The sequence below is a fragment of the Methylobacterium radiodurans genome, assembly GCF_003173735.1.
In the GTDB taxonomy this organism is placed as follows: Bacteria; Pseudomonadota; Alphaproteobacteria; order Rhizobiales; family Beijerinckiaceae; genus Methylobacterium; species Methylobacterium radiodurans.
In genome coordinates this window covers 4,863,674-4,884,092 of the sequence record NZ_CP029551.1, presented here as the reverse complement: position 1 = coordinate 4,884,092, position 20,419 = coordinate 4,863,674, and the positions used below count along the sequence as shown (strand labels likewise).

The 20,419-nt window shown below is 69.7% G+C and carries 19 protein-coding genes, 1 tRNA gene and 2 pseudogenes; 6 read left to right on the top strand and 16 right to left on the bottom strand.

The features are described from left to right. Positions 1 to 235: 235 nt before the first annotated feature. Both DK427_RS22910 and ligA read right to left on the bottom strand, forming a co-directional pair. Entirely contained in the window at positions 236 to 802 is a 567-nt protein-coding gene (locus tag DK427_RS22910; RefSeq protein ID WP_109953394.1) for a sugar O-acetyltransferase, read from the bottom strand. A gap of 31 nt (positions 803 to 833) precedes the next feature. Next, positions 834 to 3,329: an NAD-dependent DNA ligase LigA gene (gene ligA, locus DK427_RS22905; RefSeq protein ID WP_109954331.1), complete on the bottom strand. Its 2,496-nt coding sequence runs from the start codon at positions 3,327 to 3,329 to the stop codon at positions 834 to 836. 147 nt (positions 3,330 to 3,476) lie between these two features. Between ligA and DK427_RS22900 the strand changes: the two genes are divergently transcribed. Together DK427_RS22900 and DK427_RS22895 are read left to right on the top strand one after the other, a co-directional pair. After that, positions 3,477 to 4,211 carry a 4'-phosphopantetheinyl transferase family protein gene (locus tag DK427_RS22900; protein ID WP_109953393.1) on the top strand — a complete coding sequence of 245 codons (735 nt, stop codon included), beginning with the start codon at positions 3,477 to 3,479 and terminating at the stop codon, positions 4,209 to 4,211. An 81-nt stretch (positions 4,212 to 4,292) separates the two neighbouring features. Next, positions 4,293 to 4,369: transfer RNA gene (locus tag DK427_RS22895), tRNA-Pro, on the top strand. A gap of 50 nt (positions 4,370 to 4,419) precedes the next feature. Here DK427_RS22895 and DK427_RS26540 read toward each other — a convergent pair. Genes DK427_RS26540 through DK427_RS22885 form a run of 3 tightly spaced genes read right to left on the bottom strand, consistent with a single transcriptional unit; the run spans position 4,420 to position 4,965 of the window. Beyond that, positions 4,420 to 4,584, bottom strand: a complete 165-nt coding sequence (locus DK427_RS26540; protein ID WP_162559629.1) for a hypothetical protein — start codon at positions 4,582 to 4,584, stop codon at positions 4,420 to 4,422. Next, complete coding sequence (locus DK427_RS27600; RefSeq protein WP_109953392.1) at positions 4,530 to 4,832, bottom strand: tyrosine-type recombinase/integrase; 303 nt, start codon at positions 4,830 to 4,832, stop codon at positions 4,530 to 4,532. The genes DK427_RS26540 and DK427_RS27600 overlap by 55 nt, the downstream gene beginning before the upstream one ends. Next, positions 4,813 to 4,965 (bottom strand): hypothetical protein, encoded by a 153-nt coding sequence (locus tag DK427_RS22885; protein WP_162559880.1) that lies wholly within the window; start codon positions 4,963 to 4,965, stop codon positions 4,813 to 4,815. Before DK427_RS22885 ends, DK427_RS27600 begins: the two co-directional genes overlap by 20 nt. Positions 4,966 to 5,153: 188 nt before the next feature. Here DK427_RS22885 and DK427_RS22880 point away from each other — a divergent pair, with 188 nt between their 5' ends. After that, a complete protein-coding gene (locus DK427_RS22880; protein ID WP_109953390.1) occupies positions 5,154 to 7,151 on the top strand; it encodes a HAMP domain-containing methyl-accepting chemotaxis protein in 1,998 nt (665 codons plus the stop codon). A gap of 71 nt (positions 7,152 to 7,222) precedes the next feature. Next, complete coding sequence (locus DK427_RS26535) at positions 7,223 to 7,393, top strand: hypothetical protein (protein ID WP_162559879.1); 171 nt, start codon at positions 7,223 to 7,225, stop codon at positions 7,391 to 7,393. 694 nt (positions 7,394 to 8,087) lie between these two features. On the opposite strand, the pseudogene DK427_RS27255 reads toward DK427_RS26535, so the two are convergent. The 3 genes and pseudogenes from DK427_RS27255 to DK427_RS22870 all read right to left on the bottom strand — a co-directional run bounded on the left by DK427_RS27255 (position 8,088) and on the right by DK427_RS22870 (position 9,979). Then, positions 8,088 to 8,586 (bottom strand): annotated as a pseudogene (locus tag DK427_RS27255) (hypothetical protein). 440 nt (positions 8,587 to 9,026) lie between these two features. After that, positions 9,027 to 9,221: a hypothetical protein gene (locus tag DK427_RS22875; RefSeq protein WP_109953389.1), complete on the bottom strand. Its 195-nt coding sequence runs from the start codon at positions 9,219 to 9,221 to the stop codon at positions 9,027 to 9,029. Between the two features lie 74 nt (positions 9,222 to 9,295). Further along, positions 9,296 to 9,979, bottom strand: coding sequence for a recombinase family protein (locus tag DK427_RS22870; protein ID WP_245930677.1), 684 nt, complete (start codon positions 9,977 to 9,979; stop codon positions 9,296 to 9,298). Between the two features lie 120 nt (positions 9,980 to 10,099). Here DK427_RS22870 and DK427_RS22865 point away from each other — a divergent pair, with 120 nt between their 5' ends. Continuing rightward, positions 10,100 to 11,143: a substrate-binding domain-containing protein gene (locus DK427_RS22865; protein WP_109953387.1), complete on the top strand. Its 1,044-nt coding sequence runs from the start codon at positions 10,100 to 10,102 to the stop codon at positions 11,141 to 11,143. Positions 11,144 to 11,169: 26 nt separating this feature from the next. Here DK427_RS22865 and DK427_RS22860 read toward each other — a convergent pair whose 3' ends face one another. The 5 genes from DK427_RS22860 to DK427_RS27640 form a co-directional block, all read right to left on the bottom strand. Then, a complete protein-coding gene (locus DK427_RS22860) occupies positions 11,170 to 11,985 on the bottom strand; it encodes a molybdate ABC transporter substrate-binding protein (protein ID WP_204165216.1) in 816 nt (271 codons plus the stop codon). Then, complete coding sequence (locus DK427_RS22855; RefSeq protein ID WP_109953386.1) at positions 11,985 to 12,818, bottom strand: ABC transporter substrate-binding protein; 834 nt, start codon at positions 12,816 to 12,818, stop codon at positions 11,985 to 11,987. The genes DK427_RS22860 and DK427_RS22855 overlap by 1 nt, the downstream gene beginning before the upstream one ends. Further along, positions 12,791 to 13,519 (bottom strand): ATP-binding cassette domain-containing protein, encoded by a 729-nt coding sequence (locus DK427_RS22850; protein WP_109953385.1) that lies wholly within the window; start codon positions 13,517 to 13,519, stop codon positions 12,791 to 12,793. Before DK427_RS22850 ends, DK427_RS22855 begins: the two co-directional genes overlap by 28 nt. A 614-nt stretch (positions 13,520 to 14,133) precedes the next feature. Next, the gene (locus DK427_RS22845) at positions 14,134 to 15,687 is read right to left on the bottom strand and encodes a PAS domain-containing sensor histidine kinase (protein ID WP_109953384.1); all 1,554 of its coding nucleotides are present in this window, start codon (positions 15,685 to 15,687) and stop codon (positions 14,134 to 14,136) included. A 218-nt stretch (positions 15,688 to 15,905) separates the two neighbouring features. Then, complete coding sequence (locus tag DK427_RS27640) at positions 15,906 to 16,451, bottom strand: cache domain-containing protein (RefSeq protein ID WP_484195350.1); 546 nt, start codon at positions 16,449 to 16,451, stop codon at positions 15,906 to 15,908. On the opposite strand from DK427_RS27640, the pseudogene DK427_RS22840 reads away from it, so the two are divergent. After that, positions 16,359 to 16,834 (top strand): annotated as a pseudogene (locus tag DK427_RS22840) (response regulator); the annotation flags it as partial. The gene DK427_RS27640 and the pseudogene DK427_RS22840 overlap by 93 nt on opposite strands. Here the strand turns inward: DK427_RS22840 and DK427_RS22835 are convergent. From DK427_RS22835 to DK427_RS22825, 3 genes are all read right to left on the bottom strand, one after another. Continuing rightward, on the bottom strand, positions 16,831 to 18,288 hold the full coding sequence (locus DK427_RS22835; RefSeq protein ID WP_109953383.1) for a sugar transferase: 1,458 nt from the start codon (positions 18,286 to 18,288) through the stop codon (positions 16,831 to 16,833). The pseudogene DK427_RS22840 and the gene DK427_RS22835 overlap by 4 nt on opposite strands. A gap of 70 nt (positions 18,289 to 18,358) precedes the next feature. Further along, positions 18,359 to 19,180 carry a WecB/TagA/CpsF family glycosyltransferase gene (locus tag DK427_RS22830; protein ID WP_109953382.1) on the bottom strand — a complete coding sequence of 274 codons (822 nt, stop codon included), beginning with the start codon at positions 19,178 to 19,180 and terminating at the stop codon, positions 18,359 to 18,361. After that, positions 19,177 to 20,166, bottom strand: coding sequence for a UDP-glucuronic acid decarboxylase family protein (locus tag DK427_RS22825; protein WP_109953381.1), 990 nt, complete (start codon positions 20,164 to 20,166; stop codon positions 19,177 to 19,179). Before DK427_RS22825 ends, DK427_RS22830 begins: the two co-directional genes overlap by 4 nt. Positions 20,167 to 20,419: the final 253 nt, after the last annotated feature.

Below are 20,419 nucleotides of genomic sequence, written 5' to 3'. Positions count from 1 at the left end.
CCACCTGCGCTGAACCGGTGCGGATGCACCTGTGGCCCGGTCGCGACAGCCGGCCGAATGCGGCGCCGCGCCCTCGCCGCGCGGAGCCCAGTGCCCATGTCTTGATCAGCCGGTTGCGACGACCCGGCGATGCTTCGGTCGGCCGTCCCCCGATCCGGCCGGCCGAAGCCCCTCACCGCACCGGGCAAGCGCCCCGCTTTCTGCCCGAGGGCCCTCAGCCTGCCGGAGCGAGGTCCTATCCGCGCAGCCGTGCGGGATTGCCGACCGCGACGCCGCCCGCCGGCACGTCGCGCGTCACCACGCTGCCCGCCCCGATGATCGCGTCGTCCCCGATCGTGATGCCGGGCAGCAGGATGGCGCCGCCGCCGATCCAGACATTCGCCCCGATCGTGACGGGGCGGCCGAATTCCAGCATCTGCCGCCGCTGGGCCGAGTCGCGCGGGTGGTCGGCGGTCAGGATCTGCACCCCGGGTCCGATCTGCGTCATGTCGCCGATGCTGACCCGGACCACGTCCAAGATGCAGCAACCGTGATTCATGAACACGCCCCGGCCGAGGCTGATGTTGTAGCCGTAGTCGCAGTGGAAGGGCGGCCGGATGTTGCAGCCTGGGCCGACGCTCGCGAACATCTCCTCCAGAAGCGCCTGCCGCTCGGGCTGGCTCAGGGTCTGGGTGGCGTTGTATCGGTCCATCCAGGCCGAGATGCGCCGGTTGTCGGCCGCGAGCTCGGGATCGTCGGCGATGTAGAGATCGCCCGCGAGCATCCGCTGCTTCTGGGAGCGGCCGTCCGGCACATCGGTCATGGATCCTCCTGGCTTCGTGATCGCGCGCCGGTCAGGCCTGACCGACGCGCTCCAGCCACTGCGCCTCGGTCAGCACCGTGACGCCGTGCTTCTCCGCCTCCTTCAGCTTTGAGCCAGCGCCCGGTCCCGCCACCACGAGGTCGGTGTTGCCGGAGACGGAGGAGGCGACCTTCGCGCCGAGCCGCTCGGCGGTCGCCTTGGCCTCGTTGCGGGTCATCCGCTCCAAGCTGCCGGTGAAAACCACGATCTTGCCGGCAAGGTCGCTGGCGCCGGCCGGTGCCGCCGCCTCCGGCCGCTCGGTGCTGACCGCGTCGAGGAGCGCCCGGACGGCGTCGCGGTTGTGCGCCTCCGCGAAGAAATCGATGAGCGCGTCCTTCACCACGTCGCCGACATCGCTCGCCCCTTCGGCGAAGCGCAGATAGGCGTCGCAGGGCCGCTCGCCGGCCGCGCGCAGCAGGGCCGCGTCGAGGGCTTCGCCCTCTCCGAAGGCGGCGACCAGCTTCTCGCGCGCGGCGGCGCCCAGCCCCTTCACGGCACCCGCCGCGAGGATGTCGGGCGGAAGGCCCTGCGCCGACCGCTCCGCGACGCGGTCGAGGAGCGCGTCGCGCACCACCGGGCCGATCCGCTCCACCGCGTCGAGTTCGAGCCACGCGACTCCCGGGCGGCAGGCGCCGGCCGCGTCCACGGCCGCGATCAGGGCCGGCATGTCCGGGAATACCTTGGCGAGTTCCTTCGCGGTCACCTCGCCCACGTTCGGGATGCCGAGCCCGAAGATGAAGCGAGGCAGGGCGACGCTGCGCCGGGCCTTGATCGCCGCGAACAGGTTCTCGATGGCGAGCGCCCGCTCCTCCTTGCGCGCCGCCTTCTTCGGTTGGCGGATTGTCTCGCCGGCCGCGCGCGCCGCCTCCTCCTTCTGCCGGGCGCGAGCGTCGGCGAGCGCCCGGCGGCGCGCGGCGAGCGCGTCCCGCACCGCGTCGAAGTCGAGCCGGAAGATGTCGGCGGGCTGGCGGATCAGCCCGTCCTCGTAGAGCGTCTCGATATAGGTCTCGCCGAAGCCCTCGATGTCGAAGGCGTTGCGCGAGACGAAGTGCTTCAGCCGCTCCAAGCCTTGCGCCGGGCAGATCAGGCCGCCGGTGCAGCGGCGCACCGAATCCGGCTTCTTGGTGCGCGGGTTGAAGGCGCGCACTGCCTTGCTGCCGCAGGCCGGGCAGGTCTCGGGGAAGGCGTAGGGCCGTGAATCCGCGGGCCGCTTGTCGAGCACCACGTCCATCACCTTCGGGATGACGTCGCCCGCCCGCAGCACGATCACGGTGTCGCCGACACGGATGTCGCGGCCCTCGCGGATCGGCTCCCCGTCGCCGCCCACGCCCTTCACGTAGCCCTCGTTGTGGAGCGTCGCGTTCGACACGACCACGCCGCCGACCGTGACCGGCCGGAGCTTGGCCAGCGGGTTGAGCGATCCGGTGCGGCCCACATTGATCACGATGTCCTCGACCACCGTGAACGCTTCCTGGGCGGCGAACTTGTGGGCGAGCGCCCAGCGCGGCGAGCGCGAGACGAAGCCGAGCCGGCGCTGCAGGGCGAGGTCGTCGACCTTGTAGACCACGCCGTCGATGTCGTAGCCGAGATCGGCCCGGTCGGCCTCGATCCGCCGGTAATGGGCGAGCATCGCGTCCGTGTCGGTGCAGCGCAGGGTGAGGGGGTTCACCGGCAGGCCCCAGGCCCGGAAGCGCTCCATCACCCGCGACTGCGTCCCCTCGAAGGCGGGCTCCACCGCGCCCCAGGCATAGGCGAAGAAGCGCAAGGGGCGCGAGGCCGTGATGGCCGGGTCGAGTTGGCGCAGCGATCCGGCGGCGGCGTTGCGCGGGTTGGCGAAGAGCGGCTTGCCCTGCGCCTCCTGGCGCGCGTTGATGCCGGCGAAATCCGCGTGGCTGAGATAGACCTCGCCCCGCACCTCGCAGACCGCCGGGACGCCCGCCCCCGTCAGCCGCTCCGGGATGTCCCGCACGGTGCGGGCGTTGGCGGTCACGTTCTCGCCGACCTCGCCGTCGCCGCGCGTCGCCGCGGTGACGAGCACCCCGTCCTCGTAGCGCAGCGACAGGGAGAGCCCGTCGATCTTCGGCTCGGCCGTGAAGGCCAGCGGCTCGGAATCCGGCCAGTTCAGGAAGCGCCGCACCCGCGCGACGAACTCCTCCACCTCCGTGTCCGCGAAGGCGTTGCCGAGGGAGAGCATCGGCACCGCGTGCCGGACCTTGGCGAACTTCTCCGAGGGCTTCGCGCCGACCGAGGCGCTCGCCACGCCCGTGCCGGCCAGTTCCGGGAAGCGTCCCTCGATGCGCTCCAGCCGGCGGCGCAGGCGGTCGTACTCGGCGTCCGTGATCTCGGGCGCGTCCTCCTGGTAATAGAGGCGGTCGGCCTCGGCGATCCGCTCCGAGAGCCCCGCGTGCTCGGTGCGCGCGGCGGCCTCGGTGCCGGGCAGATCGTCCTCTGCGGTTTTCGCGGTGGCGTTCGCGGCGGAGTTCGGCATGATCGCGGCTGACATGGCTGAGGGCCAGGCGCTTCTACCGCAAGGCGGCGGCCGAAGGCGACCGGCCGCGGCGGCGTCCACGCCATTCCCCACCCCGCGCCCGGGAAGACCACAGTTTATGACGGCCGACCCGAGGGGGACCCGCGCATGACCGGTGATACGGCGGCGGAGTTCGGACCGGTGGTGGGGGCCTGCGTCTGGATCATCGATCTCGCCCTATCGCCGTCGGCGCTCGCGGCCTGCGACGCAGTGCTCTCGGAGGACGAGCGCGTCCGGGCCGGCCGCTTCCTGCGCTCCGAAGATCGCGACCGCTACCGCGCCAGCCACGCAGCCCTGCGGCTGATCCTCGGCCGGGCCCTCGGCATGGATCCGCGCGCCCTGACGTTCTCCGCCGGGCCTGCCGGCAAGCCGGAGCTGGCGGGGCCCGAGCGGGGGGTGCTCGCCTTCAACCTCTCCCATTCCGGCCGGCGCGCCCTGGTGGGTCTCTCGACGCGCGGCTACATCGGCGTCGATGTCGAGGTGATCCGCCCGCTGCCGGACGCGCTCCGCATCGCCCGCGGGCATTTCGCGTCCGATGAGGCGGACGCTCTGGCGCGCCTACCCGAGGAATTCCGCGAGGCCGCCTTCTTCAGCCTCTGGACGCGCAAGGAGGCGGTGGTCAAGGCGCTCGGCGCCGGCCTCGCCCTGCCGCTCGATCGTTTCAGCGTGACGGTCCCTCCTGCCGCGCCGCGGCTCCTGCGGATGGGCGGCGGGCCCGGTGCCTGGACGCTTCACGACCTCGATCCCGGGCCCGGCCACGCCGCTACCGCGGCCGTGATGGCCGCGGGTATCCCACTCGTTCGGCACAGATTTCCGGCAGACTGGCCGAGCCGTCTCTCCTGACCGGAAAGATTCTCGCGCGAGGCCGCTTGCGGCGGAGCGGGGCCGCGGCTATACACCCGCTCGCCGGCGCCGACCGGCCTTCGGAGTGTAGCGCAGTCTGGTAGCGCACCACGTTCGGGACGTGGGGGTCGCAGGTTCAAATCCTGCCACTCCGACCAAAATTCCCGAGATCTTCAAAAAACTTGTGACTTAAGCTCTTGCGGAAGCGCTAAGCCGTGGACCGCTTGGCCGCCTGCGGTTTGCGGGTGATGTTGTCCGCCGCCGCCAGCTGGAAGCCCGGCGTGTGGTACCGGTTGACCCGGATCAGCGTCTCGAACGTCATGCCGAGAAAGTCCGAGGTCTTCTCGACGGCGTTCCGTTCGCGACCAGCCACGTTGCCGCCGCGTGCCGCAGGGCGTGAGGTGTGACGTGGACCAGCTTCGCGTCCCCGCAGGCCTGCGCGAAGGCTTTCTCGACGCCCGTCCCGACAGGCCTGCCGTTCCATCCTACGGCATAGGTCTGGCTGTTCGCCCGCCAGCGGCTCAGGTGCGCGAGCGGACTGTCCGAGATCTGCGCGGGCGGCTGCAGCTTCTTTGACTCGCGCTGGCCGGCCGTGCGGCGTCTAGAAGACGAAGCGATCAAGGTCGATCCAGCCTATGCCCTTCACCCGTTCGAGCGGGCCGAGCGAGATGGCGTCCTCGCGCGTGCCGGTATCGAGAGCGATTGGATGGAGCCGGCCGACAAGCCGGTGCGAGGGGCGGCGTTGCGCGAACATCAACTCGTCCTGCGAGTACCGTCCGCAAGTGATCATGGGATGCGGATGCATGGGCGATGTCGTGTATTTTCGCAGATTGCAGCCATAGGTTGCAATCTGCGAAGTGAGCGATTTCTGCCCAGATTTTTAGTTCAACATTAATGTCGTTGCCATCATTAAGAACGCAGTGTTGTTCCAGATGGCATGCCATGAAGACCGGTATCCGTTCGCGCCTGTACGCCGGCTTTGGAAGCCTCATGGTGATCGCTGTCGGTGTCGGCGGCTTTTCCTACTATGAAACGCAAAATATATCTCAATTATATGAGAAGCGTGGATACTTGGAGTCGCTCGCCCGGGATATTTTCACCGTCAATGGGCTGGCGACGAAGCTGAATGCCCAGGCGGAGGAATACCGTGCCACGCCTCAGCCAGATAAGCTGACAGCATTGAGCGAGACGCGTCAGACGATCGAAGCGATGGGTGAGCGCCTCATCGCTGCAGCCATCTCGGAGGATCGGCGGCAGATCTACATCAAGCTCCGGGATACGAGCAAGGATCTCAAGAACGAGATTCAACGGCTCGGAGCCGCCGGGGCGACGATTGCCGAGACGAAGGACAGGCTGTTCAAGGGCGGTGACGAACTCACGCGCTCGACGAATGTGCTGCTTGCCGAGATGCGCGCTCGCGGCACTGATGCTCAAGTTGCCCAAGCCGCGGCCACCGAGAGCGCCGTACTCCTGGTTCGTGTCGCCAACTGGCGCTTCCTGGCCACTCTGGATCCCAAAGGCCCCGCGACGTTCGCGACCAATACCGGAAAGGCTGAAGGCGCTCTGAAGACGCTGCGCGCGCTCGATCCAGCGGGAGGTTTCGCGCAGCCGATCAAGACCCTCGAGCAGGCCCTGGCCACCTACGCGGCGGCATTCCACGCCAACAATGCCGCCATGGAGGCAAGCCAGAACGCCTTCGACGTCGGAATCAAGCCGCGGACGGCCGCGATCTTGGAGGCCGGCGATACCGTCCGATCCAAGATCCAGACTGCGGTCAACGGCATCGCGGTCGAGACCGCCTCCCAGGTCAGCACGGCGCGATCCGTGCAGATGGCTATGCTGGTCTTCGCACTGGGCCTCGGCGCGATCCTCGCTTTCCTGATCGCTCGCAGCATCATCCAGCCCGTTGCGGGTATGACGGCCGCGATGAAGCGCCTCGCATCTGGCGACAATGCCGTCGACGTGCCCTCGCGCGACGCAGTCGACGAGATGGGCGAGATGGCAAAGGCCGTCGACGTGTTCCGGCAGAACGCCATCGCGCGCGTCGAACTGGAGGCTGCCCAGGTCATCGAGCAATCCGCGCGCCAGCGCCGGGCCGATCTCGTCGACCACCTTGTCCGCAGCTTCCAGCAGAAGGTCGCCGGCTCGCTGGAGATCGTCACCTCGGCCGCGACCGAACTCGATGCGACGGCCCGCTCCATGACCAAGGTCGCCGACGCGACAAACGGCCAAGCCGCAGCATCGAGCGCGGCGGCGCAGCAGACATCGGCCAACGTCCAGACGGTCGCCGCGGCCGCCGAGGAGATGGTGTCCTCTCTTCAGGAGATCCAGCGGCAGGTGGTGCGCTCCAACGAGGTCGCCACCCACGCCGCCAGCGAGGCCGAGGCGAGTGGCGCGGCCATGTCGGCCTTGAGCACGGCAGCAGATCAGATCGGGGCAGCCGTGACCACGATCTCGCAGATTGCCAGCCAGACGAACCTGCTGGCCCTCAATGCGACGATCGAGGCGGCACGGGCCGGCGATGCGGGCCGCGGCTTCGCGGTGGTCGCCGCGGAGGTGAAGGAACTGGCCAATCAGACGAGCCGGGCGACGGACGAGATCGGGGGGCAGATCGGACAGATCCAGACGGCGACCGCCCAGGCCGCGCAGGCGATCCGGCAGATCGGACGGACGATCGCTGCAATGAACGAGATCAGCGGCACGATTGCCGCGACCGTGACGGAGCAGACGGCTGCGACCAGCGAAATCTCGCGCAACGCGAACCAAGCGGCCCGGGGCACGGAGCACGTCTCGGCGAACGTTGCGCGGGTGCTCGCCACCTCGGGGGAAACCGGCAGTGCGGCGACCCAGGTGCTCACAGCCGCAGCCGAACTCGCCACACAGTCACTGAGCGTCAAGCAGGAGGTCGATAGCTTCCTGCGCAACATCCAGGCCGCCTGATACCGGCTGGCATCTCGCTTCTACTCAGCAGGTCGGGGACCGTCCTCCTAGGTGAGGGCGGTCCTCTCCGCATGGGCGGACTGCTGCCGGTGTCGTGTCGTGTCGTGTCGTGGGATCCGTGCCTGGGCTTTCCCACGATCGCGGAAGCGATCTCGCTCGACCAGTGGCAGCGGGCGGCCGCCAACGTCCTCGCGCGACGGTCGCCCGCGGAGCCTAAAATGGTCGATGTGCAGGCTGCGTGAGCAGTTCAGCTTGTCGCGCGTCGATTGAGGAACGGCGGACATCGACGGTTGCTGTCGGACCAGCCGACTCCATGCCGCGCCGAAACATCGGGGAGCCTTCGCCGGCTCTTCAGATGCTCGATCATGCGTCGGATCGCAGCCACCACCGCGATCCAGCCGTTCCTCAAGGTGTCCATCGGTGGCTGCCCCATCCCTCGGGGAACTCGGACGGCTTGGCATGGTGGGGCTGGGCAGCCTGATCTTCGGCCTCGGCCTCGCAGTAGTGCAGGGCAAGGTGGGGCGCAGGCGCGGATCGCCGGGATGGCCCGGCCGGCACGCACGTCTACCTCATGCTCAACAGCGCGCCCTCCATCCCGCCCGCCTCGGCACCGATGCGGGTTTCTTTCTTCGTGCATCGTCACCCGCAGAGGTTGTGCGCTCATCATCGGTCGGTAGGATGCCGGCACCCGATCGCGTGACGCTGATCGGCCCTGGAACTCCCCCCGCCCGGTTCGCCGTGGCGGGTTTTTTCTGTCTCACACGCGATGACATAGGCCGCCTTCGCGGGTCGTTTCGAATTGAAGGCGCGGCGTCCCATCTGCGCCAGAGTCGCGAAATAGACCGCAGGTTGCGGGCAAGCTGTGCTGTTGCGAACGCCAGAGAGCAACAGTCCCCACGGAAATCTGATCGTGTCATGACAGGCCAGCCGTGAGAGTCAGACTATGGCGGGCGGTACAGGCAGCGTTTCGACCTTCACTGAGACGCGGGGACAAAGCCATTTGGCTTGAGCTTGGCAGATGAGGGCGCACGCGAGCATGGTGACGGCGAGCCAGGCCCGGATGCGCTCCACGCTTCACCGATAGCGACCGAGCCGTTAGCGGCTCTCGATGCCGCGCCGACCTGGGCGCTCGTCCGGCGCCGTATCGAGCGTGGCGGCCAGCTCACGGCGTCGTGACAGTTGGCCCCGTGAGCCTCAGGCCAAGCGACGTGCCGTGTGCGTCCAGGACGAGGTGGCGCGTCTGATCCGGCTTGCCCCGGCCCGTCGGGTTCGAGCCCGTGGCCGTGCGCCTCATTGGCGGGCAGGCAGGTGCTGGCGAGAGCGGCCCGCGACCAGGCGAGCGCGTCGGCATTCTGAAGCCGCTCCGCCGCACGCGGTGAAGCACCACCCGGCCGCCTTTCGGCTTCTCGGGCTCGGGTGGCAGGAGCGCCTCGATCGTCGCCCGAGGTCAGGTCAGGGGCCGCCGTCGAGACGCCAGTTATCCAGCGCTTCGTCTGCCCGCTCGACGTACCGGCCGCCTCAAGCGCGTCCAGGGCTTCGCATAGGAGGGTGTGACGCGACGGCTTGAGCATGGCGGCAGGATGGATGGTCAACCCTTGAAAGCTCGGATCAGCCCGATGGGCAGGAACCGCCGAGGGCGGAGGGCGCAATCTGTCCCTCTACCGGGGAGCTGCCGTTCCGCATCCGACCCAAGGTGACCGCCGGGGTTGCCGTTGGTCTTGCTCCGAAGCGACCGTAGGTCTGACGTCCGGGAACGTTGGTTCAGGCTGGAAAGCCGTCATTTCGCCTGATCCTCGAAGGATCTGCTTTCCGGGAACATCCCAAGCTCCGTTCCTGATCTCGCCAGCATCGGCAAGGCCCCGATACCGACTGAGGTCACTCCAAGAGGCGCTGCATCGCGGCGATGCCGTCGCGCTGTGCTCGCTGCTCGGTGCGGAAGGAGCGCTCGGCACGCTGATAAGGGCGGCCATCCCGACAGATCAACCAAGTGTACCACCCGGTCGGGCGGAAGGCCGCCGAGATCGTCAGGGTGATGAGGCCGTGATTGGTGTTCTGGGAGATCTCCCGCATCGTACGCGCTGCATCGGAAATATCATTCGGAGAAGGTGCGGCCCGAGCTGAGCCCGCTGGACCGGAGCGTGCCCTCAGGTCGCTGAGGCGATCCGTTGCTCCACCCGTCGCACCTGCGCGGGATACCAGCGATCGCCGCGCGCGCTCGGCACACCCAGTTCGTTCAGGGCATGCGCAACCTGCTCGAACGTAGTGGCTCCCGCAGCGCGGATCTCCGCCAGGACCGGGGCGACGCTGAGCGCCCGCTCCATCGTTCGGGGCCTGCAGACCGGATCAGGCCGAACGCGGTCGTCGCTGGGCTCTTCGTGTGCCTGTCGCTTCCGGCCCCCCAGGCGGGCCAGGAAGTCGCGCCTGCGCAGGGCGCGCTCACTATTCTCGTTTGGCACCGCGTAGGCTTCGAGGGCAGCCAGGATCCCGATCGTGCTCTCGTTCGCCTCGGGCGTGCGCGTCACCGCGAGGAGAACGCCGAGGCGGGTGAGGTCGCGGCGCAAGTCCGTGAGGAAGGCCGGATCGCGCGTCAGTTGATCAAGCCCTGGGACAAGAAGCACGGCGCCGTGCTGCCGGCATAGGGCGAGGGCCCTGCGCAGCGCTGGACGTGAACCGTAGGCGTCGGCGCGTCGGATCTCCCGCACCTCCGCGATAAGATGGCCGCCGCATTCCGACAGATGGGTAGCGATGGCCGCGCGCTGGGCGGCCATCGCGAGGCTGGGACCCGTGCTCTCGCGAGCCTCGGCGGACAGATAGGAGACGAAGTTCACTGGAAGCATACGCGCTGCATCACATCACGGGCCGGCCCCTCCCGCCGCTACGCGTCGAGCTTGCCGCCCCCTCCTGGGCCTGCGAAGTTCGTTTTTAATGACAGTTGCGAGGCCATCAATATGAAGCCATCTGCCGAAGAGCCCGCGATACGGGTGGCGCTGAGCCTTGGCGGTACCCTCAACCTCGGTCCCGCCACCCTCGACGTTTCCGGCTTGGTCATTGCCCTGGAGGCGATCGAGCGCACGGGCACCGTTCAGGGGCTCGCCGACGCCCTCGGCCTGTCATACCGCACTGCCTGGGCTCGCCTGCAGGCCTTCGAGACGGCGCTTGGGCAGCCGCTGGTGCGCAAGGTCCGCGGCCATGGCAGCGCCCTGACAGAAGCGGGGCAGGCGCTGGCCGGGGCGCTCGTCGAGGCGCGTGCCAGCCTGGACGCGGTCTTAGGACGCGAGGCCCGCGCTCTGGAGCACCGCCTGACGCGCTTGGTGAGCGGCACGCAGGGCCTCCTGCGGATCGTGGGTAGCCACGATCCGCTGCTGGTCGAGGCGGTTTCGGAGCGGTCCGACTGCGAGTTGAGCGTGCTCGGCAGCAGCGAGGCCGTGCGGCAACTCCTCCTCGGTCAGGCCGACGTAGCGGGCTTCCATTGCGGGGCGCTCGCTCCCGCAACGGCTGGGATGCCCTTCTCGGCAATCCAGGCCAGCGAGGGCCTGACCCTGCGCGCGGCCTTCAAGCGTGAACAAGGCTTGATGTTGGCGCCCGGCAATCCGATGAAGGTCCGCAGCGTCTCTGACTTGGCGGGCACGCGGGCGCGGTACGTGAACCGGCAGAAGGGCTCGGGAACGCGGATCTGGTTCGACCGCCTGCTCGAGGCTGCCGCGATCCCGCCCGCGGCGATCCGGGGCTACGGCGTCGAGGAGTTCACCCATCAGGCGGTGGCGGCGGTGATCGCCTGCGGCGAGGCGGATGCGGGGCTGGGTGCGCGGGCCGCGGCCGAACGGCTCGGCCTCGCATTCGTGCCGGTAGGCTGGGAGGTCTACTACCTGGCGGCAAGCCGGTCCCTCGGCCCGACCGTTCTCGACGAACTCGTCGCCGATCTCGCCGAGCGCGCGAGCCGCCAGTCCGGGTACCGGCCGGGGCACGATGCGTCCGCCGCCGCGGTGCCCTAGCTGCGATGCGCCGGATCACCCCGTGGTCACCCGCCGCCTCTCGGAAGGGTGGGTGCCGCGAATCCATGCCGCGCCAGGATGTTCTGACCTTCGGGCGACAGGATGAACAGGGCGAGGCGGTAGGCACCCTCGGAGGCGCCGTTGATCACCGTAAGGCCGTAATCGGCGCCGACCGCAACGGCCTCCGGCAGGTCGATGACACCGGCCCCCGCGACTTCAAGCGCCGCGACGCGCGCGTTCGTGCAGTACGTCAGGAACAGGTCTGCCTCGCCGCGCTCGATGATGGCGCCGTAGACGCTGCGCCCGGTTGGCGGCCGCGGGCTCGCCGGACCGCCCGTCAGGCGAAGCGCCTTGTCGTCGAGCGCCGCGAAGCTGCCGGGACGCGCGACGTCGATCCGGCGAAAGACCTCCTGGGCGTAGTCACCGGACGGATCAGCGCGCGGCGTCGAGGTTGCCAGCCTGATCCCTGGATCGAGCATTCGGTCGACGAGGGTCGCGCCGGTCACCGTCAGGCCGGGTCGGACGAGTGCGCAGAGCTGGTTGCGTGCGAACAGCACCACCGGAGAGCCGCGCCCGGCCGCCGCAAGGGAGCGCGGGTGGTCCATGTTGGCGGAGGCGAAGATCTCGGCTCCTGCTCCCGCGACGATCGCGTCCCGAAGCAGGCCGGATGCGCCGAATTCGCTGGCGACCGGCGGGCCACCGGCAGCCTCGAAGGCGTGGGCGGCCTCGGTGAGGGCCGCGCGCAGGCTGCCTGCCGCGTGGAGGCGAACGGCGTCGGCCGCGTGACCGGGTGCAGGAAGGAGCGCCATAAGGCCGATGAGGAAGGCCAGAACCTGCCGCATCACGGTGTTCCGTTCGTCCCTGCATTCGGGAAGAAGAGCTGCTCGCCTTCGATCTTGTAGTCCGCGATGGCAGCCTGACCCACCGGCGAGACCAGCCAGTCGATGAATGCCTGACCCGCCTTCACCTTCACCTGCGGGTGCTTGTCAGGATTCACCAGCATCACGCCGTACTGGTTGAACAGGCGCCGGTCACCCTGGACCAGGACGGCGAGGTCGCCCCGGTTCTTGAACGACAGCCAGGTGCCGCGGTCGCTCAGCACGTACGCATTCATGGCCGATGCTGTGTTGAGGGCCGGCCCCATGCCCTGACCGATCTCCTTGTACCAGTCGCTGCGCGTGGCCGCGACGTCGATACCTGCATCCTTCCAGTACCGCAGCTCCGCCGCGTGCGTGCCGGAACGGTCACCGCGCGAGACGAAGGGGGCCTGGGCGGCGGCGATCCTCCTGAAGGCCGCGGTCACATCCTGGCCTTGCGCGCCGGCGGGATCCGTTTTCGGGCCCACGACGATGAAGTCGTTGTACATCACCTCGCGGCGCCCCACGCCGGCGCCCTCGGCCACGAACTTCTCCTCCGCGGCCTTGTCGTGGACGAAGACAACGTCCGCGTCGCCGCGGCGTCCGACATCCAGCGCTTGGCCCGTGCCGAGCGCCACGACCTTGACCCCGATCCCCGTTGCTGCGGTGAACTTCGGCAGCAGAACCTTGAACAAGCCCGACTGCTCCGTGGAGGTCGTCGAGGCGACGGTGATCGTGTCCGGCGGTTCGGCGGTGGCCGGCCCGGCCACAAGGATCGTGAGCGCGAGGCTCAGAAGGCTGCGGCGTAGGATGTCCATGGCAGTTCTCGCTTGATGTAGGCGCGGGCTTCCGGGGTGCGCGGTGCGGAAAGCACCTGCTGGGTTGGGCCGTGCTCGACGGCGCGCCCCTGCGATAGGACGATCACGTCGTCGGCGAGGCGGCCGACCTGACCGAGATTGTGCGAGACGAGGAGCACTTTGGTGCCCCGCCCTGCCGCCTCGACGACGAGGGCCTCGATCTCCTCCGTGGCGGTCGGGTCGAGGCTGGCGGTGGGCTCGTCGAGCAGCAAGATCTGCGGCTCCGCTGCAAGGGCGCGGGCGAGCGCGAGGCGCTGCTGCTCGCCGCCCGAGAGCTTGGTCGCTGGATCGTCGGCCCGAGCCAGCAGATCCACCCGCGCGAGAGCGGCTCGAACGCGGTCGCGGCGCTCCCGACCGGTCAGGTCGAGCGTCCTCAAGCCAAGAGCGACGTTGTAGGCGGCGCTCGCCCGGATCATCGCCGGACGCTGGAACACGAAGGCGCGGCGCACCGGCGTCCGGTCCGTGCCGATGCGAATTGCGCCAGCCTCGGGAGCGAGAAGGCCGTCGATCAAACGCAGGGTGACGCTCTTGCCGGCGCCGTTTGGGCCGATCAGCGCCGTGATGCCCGGCGTGGTGATCGTTGCATCGAGCCGATCGATGATTGTCTTCACGCCTACCCTGTAGACGAGCCCTTCGAGGCGAACAGGCAGTGGGGAACTCATTCGATCCGGACAGGCGCCGCCAGGGGCAGGAAGGCGGTCCGACACGACACTTCCTGTGCTGCCGGGGCAATATGAAATCGAATTCATATACGACCAAATCCGCTGGGCGCTTGCGTTGTCCCGCCAGAGCGCGGCCTCGGCGCTACCGAATTCGGAGCGCACCAAAGTGCTGCCGGACCTAGCGCTGGGTGTTGCACCAAGCCGAGGCGATCCTCGGGGCGGACGGTTTCCCGAGCCAGGGCTTGGGCGTGGGATTCGCCGTGACCGCGCGGCGCGACGATGTCTGCCGACGCTCGCCGGACACGCATCGTCGGTCCGATGACGCGAGGGCGAGCCACAGGTGCGACAGGCCAATGCGCAGGCTCGTTCGATAAGCTTGGCTGCCCTGCTCGCCTTGCTCCGGCGAAGGGCGCCGTCGGACCGGCCATGAGGGCTCCCGCGCACCCGCTCTGCACTGCGTTTACGCTGCGGTCGCACTGTTTCGACAGGCGTACGGGGGTGGATCTCCCCGTCCGGTCGAGGATATCCGAGGCTGCGTCTCAGGTCAGTCGCGGCGGACGGCGGATGCGGCGCCAAGCAGGCGGATGCGGACGAGCGAGACGGTCACCCCGTCCTCACGGGTGATCATGCGCTTCCTCCGCCGCCCCCAGCCCAGCGCGGAAGGCGGCGAGCGGCGCCTCGATGGCGAACACGTGGCCCGTGGGTGGATAGGAGAGTTCGACCTCGCCTCCGACCTGCCCGGCGAGACCCCGCTCGATCAGTCGCGTGCCGAACCCCTTCCGCGCCGGTGGTGTGACCGGCGGGCCGCCGCGCTCGGTCCAGGTCAAGCGCAACCTCGCCCCGGCGCCAGCTTCCCGAACCTGCCACACGACCGCGACCCGGCCCGCGGCGTTCGAGAGGGCGCCATACTTGGCTGCGTTCGTCGCCAGCTCATGCAGCATCAGCGACAGCGATAGGGCAACCTGGCCGCCGACGAGGACCTCGGGCCCCGAGATGTCGAAGCGTCCCGTCGCATCGACGTGCAAGGGCAGGGCGCGGGTCACCACGTCGTGGATGGAGCCTGCTCCCATTTCACCGTCGAGGAGCAGATCGTGCGACTGGCCCAGCGCGGCCAGCCGGCCCGCCAGCACCTCGCTTGCGGCGGCAACGGTGTCGGCCGAGCGCAGGGTCTGCGTGGCGACGGCCTGAACCATCGCCAGGATGTTCTTCAAGCGGTGGCCGACCTCCTGGGTGCGGAGTTGCCGCTGCTCCTCGGCCGCGATCCGCGCCAGAGCCAGGCGTGCCCGCTCGGCCAGGGCCTGCGCGAAGGCGACTGCGTCGGCCGTCCAAGCCCGCGGTGCGGCGTCGTGCAAGCAGAGGACCCCGATGAGGCGCCCCTCCGCCATCGCCGGCACGTTGACGAGGGCGCCGATGTCGAGCCGCCCGGGCGCCTCATGCGTCGCTGCGGTGCGCGGGTCGGTCCGCACGTCGGAGACGACGACGGTCTCGCCCCGGCGCAGGTCGTCAACGTAGCTGCCGTAATCCGCGTAGCGGTGATGGCCGACCAAGCTGCGCTGGCCTGGCCGCGTCCACTCCCGCTCGAAGGAGATGCCGTTCCCCGAGGGGTCGACGGCACCGAAGGCCGCCCGCGACAGGCCAAGCGCCTGCCCGGCCGTCTCGGTGACGATCGCCTGCACCGCGTGGGCGTCCGCGAGATCCCGGAGGCGGTCGCCGAGGCTCGTGAGGGCGGCCTGCCGCTCTGCTGCGAGCCGCTCCTGCGTCCGGTCGCGCGACACGGCCAGCAGACGGTCCGGCTTGCCATCCGCACCGCGTATGGCGGTGACCGACACGTCCCAGAACTTCAGGACACCGCGCAGGGTGCTTGCCCAGCCCTCGAAGTGCCCGGTACCCCCGCGGCGCGCAGTCGCGAGCGCTGCGCGGGCCTTGGTCTGGCCGGCACCCGGCCAGAACGCCTGCCAGTAGCTGCCCGCGATGTCCGCGAACGCATCCACATCCATGGCGCGCAGGCCGGGTCCGTTCATGGACGAGAGCCTGCCGTCGAGGTCGAGCACCTTGATGCAGTCGGGCGAGGCAGCCAGCACGCTGTGGAGAAACGCCTCGCTCGCCCTGAGCTTCGCCGCCTCTGCCTCCCTTGCGAGCAGGGCGCGCCGGGCCTCGAACAGCGCCATGACCTGCTCGGCCAGCGTGCCGAGTATGCCCGACTGGGCGGCAATAAGGCCCTCCGCGCGCGGCTCGCGGTCGATGATGCACAGCGTGCCGAGTCCGTGGCCGCACGGGCTGCGCAGCTGGGCGCCCGCGTAGAAGCGGAACGCCGACGGAAAGGAAGCTGAGAGGTTTGATACCTACGTTCAGGCTCGAGTTCAGTGCTATCGGGGTTCGAAGTGCATCATTTATTTGAAGTTGGCATTTGAAACTTGCAACCGCTCACGGCTGCCGGTCGGCGGGTGAAAGCGCCTATGTCGTGTCCGGGTCCGGTGCCTTCCCGTGGCTTGCCGCTCCCGTCCCGACCTCGCCGGCCCGCGCCGCCTCGATGGAGGCGCCGAGGGCCAGAACGTCGCCCCGCGCGCCGAGGATCGGTCGCTTGCGGCGAGACAGGTTCGGCCTTGCTGCGGTGGCCCTCACGGCGAACGAACACGGCGTCGCGCGCCGGGCCTGCGGCCGGCTTCGTATCGACCGCGCGTCGGACCTCCGCGTTCATGACGTTGGCGGCAATCCGAGTGTTTTGCAGAATGACCGTCGCGGTCCCGCCGAGAATGTCCCTGATGCGGCCGACCGCGAGCTCGGACTCGTCGATGACGCGAGACCCGACGACAGGCGTCCATTCGCGATCCGGAAACCCGGCCCACCGCCCTCGGTGCGGCTGCTCTTCCCTGCCTCGGATCAGAAGAGCGAGGCGGAGCGCAAGGTCGCGCAGCGCGCGGCCGACCGGCACGGCACCGAGGCGGTGCTCGTCGTCGACGACCGCCCGGACGTGGCGGCGACTGCGGGCACGATCCTGGAGGATTTCGGCTACAAGGTCACGGTCGTCGACGGGCCGTTGGCTGCCCTCGAAGCGCTCGACGGCGAGGGCCGGATCGACCTCCTGTTCACCGACCTGATCATGCCGGGCGGATGAACGGGGTGATGCTGGCCCGCGCCGCCCGCGAGCGCCAGCCCCGGATCAAGGTGCTGCTGACCACGGGCTACGCAGAGGCCTCCCTGGAGCGCACCGACGCGGGCGGCGCCGAGTTCGAGATTATCAACAAGCCCTACAAGCGGATGGAACTCGCCCGGCGGGTGCGCCGCGCGCTCGACGGGCCGACGGGCGTCGGCTAGCGCGCGCCGCGGGCGCAGAGAACGGCCGGGATCGTCGCCAGCAGGATGTAGAGGTCGAGCCAGAGCGACCAGTTGCGGATGTAATAGCCGTCCTGGCTGCGCTGCACGTCGAGGTCGCCATCGCTGCGGGCCGAGATCTGCCAGAGGCCTGTCAGCCCCGGCGGCACGCTGGTGCGCAGGGCCCGGAAGGCCGGCTCGAACCCGTCCATGTGATAGGCCGGGAAGGGTCGGGGACCGACGAGGCTCATGTCGCCCCGCAGGACGTTCCAGAGCTGGGGCAATTCGTCGAGGCTGGTGCGGCGCAGGAAACGACCGATGCCGGGCAGCACCCGCGGATCGTCGCGCAGCTTGAAGAAGCGCGCCCACTCGGCGGCGGCTGCCGGATCGGCCGCGAGGTGCCCGGTAAGGCGCGCGTCGGCGTCGCGGTACATGGTGCGCAGCTTCCAGACGCGGATCGGGCGCCCGTCCCGGCCGACCCGGACCTGGGCGTAGAACGGGCTGCCCGGGTCGATCCGGCGGACCGCCCCGGCGAGCGCGGCGATCAGCGGCCAGAGCAGCAGCAGGCCGATGCCGGCGAGCACCCCGTCGAGCAGGCGCTTCAGAAGGAGATTGCGCGGGCGGTAGAGCTCGCGCCGGATCTCCAGGCCGATGGCATCGCCCAGCGGCCGCACCTGCATCCACATGTTCTGCAGATCCTGGATCTGCTGAGCGAGCACGATACGGCCGAACGGCAGCCGGCCGAGCCGGCCCTCGTGCTGCGCGAGATCGGCGCAGTTCGCGAAGACCGCCACCTCGGCGGCGGCCCCGGCGGCGCCGTCGAGGCGGCCGAGATGGGGCAGGTCGGGGTGAGCGGTCGAGGCGGGCTCGTGCGGTCGTGCGGGGTCGGTGAGGTAGCCGACCGGACGCAGGCCGAGTTCCGGCCGGGCGAGCAGTGTGCGGGCCAGCGCGTGGGCGTGGGCGTCGGTGCCGACGATCACGGCGGGCGCCCCCCAGGCGGCGCGCCGGATCAGGAGGCCGCGCAGGGCCGCCTCGCCGTAGAAGCCGACGAGGACGAGGAGGAACGCCGCCGCAGCGACCTGCCCGAGAAGGGCCAAGCCCGGCAGCTCACCCGTCGCCAGGAGGCAACCGAGCGCGTAGATCGCGACGCCGAAGGCCCGCAGCCGCAGCCGCTCGGGCGGACTCGGCCCGTAGACCGCGTAGAGGCCGAGCGCCGCGAAGATCGGAAGCACGCAGAGCGTCGGCAGGGGCAGGGGACCGGCGAGAAGCGGCCCCGCGCCGCGCTGCCCGGCCGCCAGGGCGAGGGCCGAGCCGGTGGTGAGGGCCGCCGCGGCGTCTCCCAGGATCAGGGTTGCGGCCACGCGGGTGGCCCGGCTCCGCGCCCGCTGGGCCGCACGGTCGGGCGGGACGCGCCCAGTCAGCTCGATCGCGGTGGCGACGGTCTCGGTCGTGTCCATGACGGGCCCTCGGAACGCGAACTGTCGCGGTCATGCTGTCCCGGTCCCCGGGACCGGTGCGGACGGCGCCTCAGCCCCGCGCCGCCCGCTGCGCCGAGCCCCCAGCGGGTCCGGTGAGCGCACGTCTGGCGAGCTGGAGGCCCGCCAGGACGAGGAAGCGTGGCACGATGCTGGCGTAGCGGCGGGCGAGCCGGCGTGGCTCGGTCGCGAGCCGGAACAGCCATTCGAGCCCGCTTCGCTGCATCCAGCGCGGCGCCTGCCGCTTGGTGCCCGCCAGGAAATCGAAGGCGGCCCCGACGCCGATCATCACGGGCGCGTCGATCCGCCCGAGATGGGCGGCCATCCAGCGCTCCTGCTTCGGCGTGCTGAGCCCCACCCAGACGATGTCGGGCTTGGCCGCGTTGATCTCGGCCACGACGGCCGCGTCCTCCGCGTCGGTGAGCGGCCGGAAGGGCGGGCAGTGCGTGCCCACCACCACGATGCCGGCGTAGCGCTGCCGCAGGACCTCGGCGAGGCTCTCGGCGACGCCTGGCGCCCCGCCGTAGAGGAAGTGCCGGTAACCGCGGACGGGCGAGTCCCGGCAGACCGCCCGCATCAGGTCGGGCCCGTAGACCCGCTCGACGGGGCCGTAGCCCAGCCGGTTGGCCATCCAGACGAGCGGCATCCCGTCCGGCGTCACGAGGGCGGCCGCCTCGTGGATCGCCCGGAGATGCGGGTCGGACCGGCTCTCGATCACGCCGTGCACGCCCGTGATGCAGACGTAGTGCGGCCGGCGGGCGCGCACGAAGGCGTCGAGCGCGTCGAGCGCGTCCCGGAAGGTGATCGCGCTGACGCCGAGGCCGAGGACCGGGGCCCGCGGCCCGAGCCAGCGCTGGGAGCCCTGCGCGCTCATGCGGGGATCGTCCGCCGGTCCTGCTCGAGCGGCAGGACGGATCCGCGTGAGCGCGCCAGCAGCGCGTCGAAATACGCGATGGTGCGGGCGAGCCCGGTGTCGAGATCGACCCGGGGCGACCAGTGAAGTGCCGCGCGGGCGCGCGCGATGTCGGGGCAGCGCCGCCGCGGATCGTCCTGGGGCAGGGGCAGGCAGGTGATGGTCGAGGGCGAGTTGCAGAGCTCGACCACCCGCTGGGCGAGCGCCAGCACGGTCGTCTCGACCGGATTGCCGAGATTGACCACGTCGCCCGGATGCGCGTCGACCGCCATCAGCCGCATCAGGCCCTCGACGAGGTCGTCCACGTAGCAGAAGGAGCGCGTCTGCGAGCCGTCGCCGTAAATGGTGATCGGCTCGCCCTTCAGCGCCTGGATGATGAAGTTCGAGACAACGCGCCCGTCCTGCGGATGCATGTTCGGGCCGTAGGTGTTGAAGATCCGCGCGACACGCACCTGCATGCCGTGCTGGCGTCGGTAATCGTGGAACAGCGTCTCGGCGCAGCGCTTGCCCTCGTCGTAGCAGGCGCGGGGCCCCGCGATGTTGACCGAGCCGCAGTAGGATTCGGGCTGCGGGTGCACGTCCGGATCGCCGTAGACCTCCGAGGTCGAGGCCTGGAGCACGCGGACCTTCAGGCGCTTGGCGAGCCCCAGCACGTTGATCGCGCCCATGACGCTGGTCTTCGTGGTCTGGACCGGGTCGCGCTGGTAGTGGACCGGCGAGGCCGGACAGGCGAGATTGTAGATCTCGTCGACCTCGACGTAGAGCGGGAAGGTCACGTCGTGGCGCATCAGCTCGAAGCGCGGGTTGCCGAGCATCGGCTCGCAATTCGCCCGCGAGCCGGTGAAGAAGTTGTCGACGCAGAGCACCTCGTGCCCCTGTCCCAGGAGCCGTTCGCACAGGTGCGAGCCGATGAAGCCGGCCCCGCCCGTCACCAAGATCCGCTTCATGCCGGATACCCCTCGTCCGAATGTCGGGTTCACCCCTCCGGCGGCGCGGCGCGGCCTGTCCGGATGTGCGGGAACAATGGAGCGGCGCGCTGCACCGCGACAACGGAGCATCCGGCGGAGCCCGCAGGGATGCGGGCAGCTTCGGCGGTAATACTGACGAAGGGCCTATTCTTTACGGAAATCTTGGAACGGTATTCCGATTTCGCTGCGGCTCGACTGAGCAGGCGCGGGAGGTAATCCGATCGAGACCGTT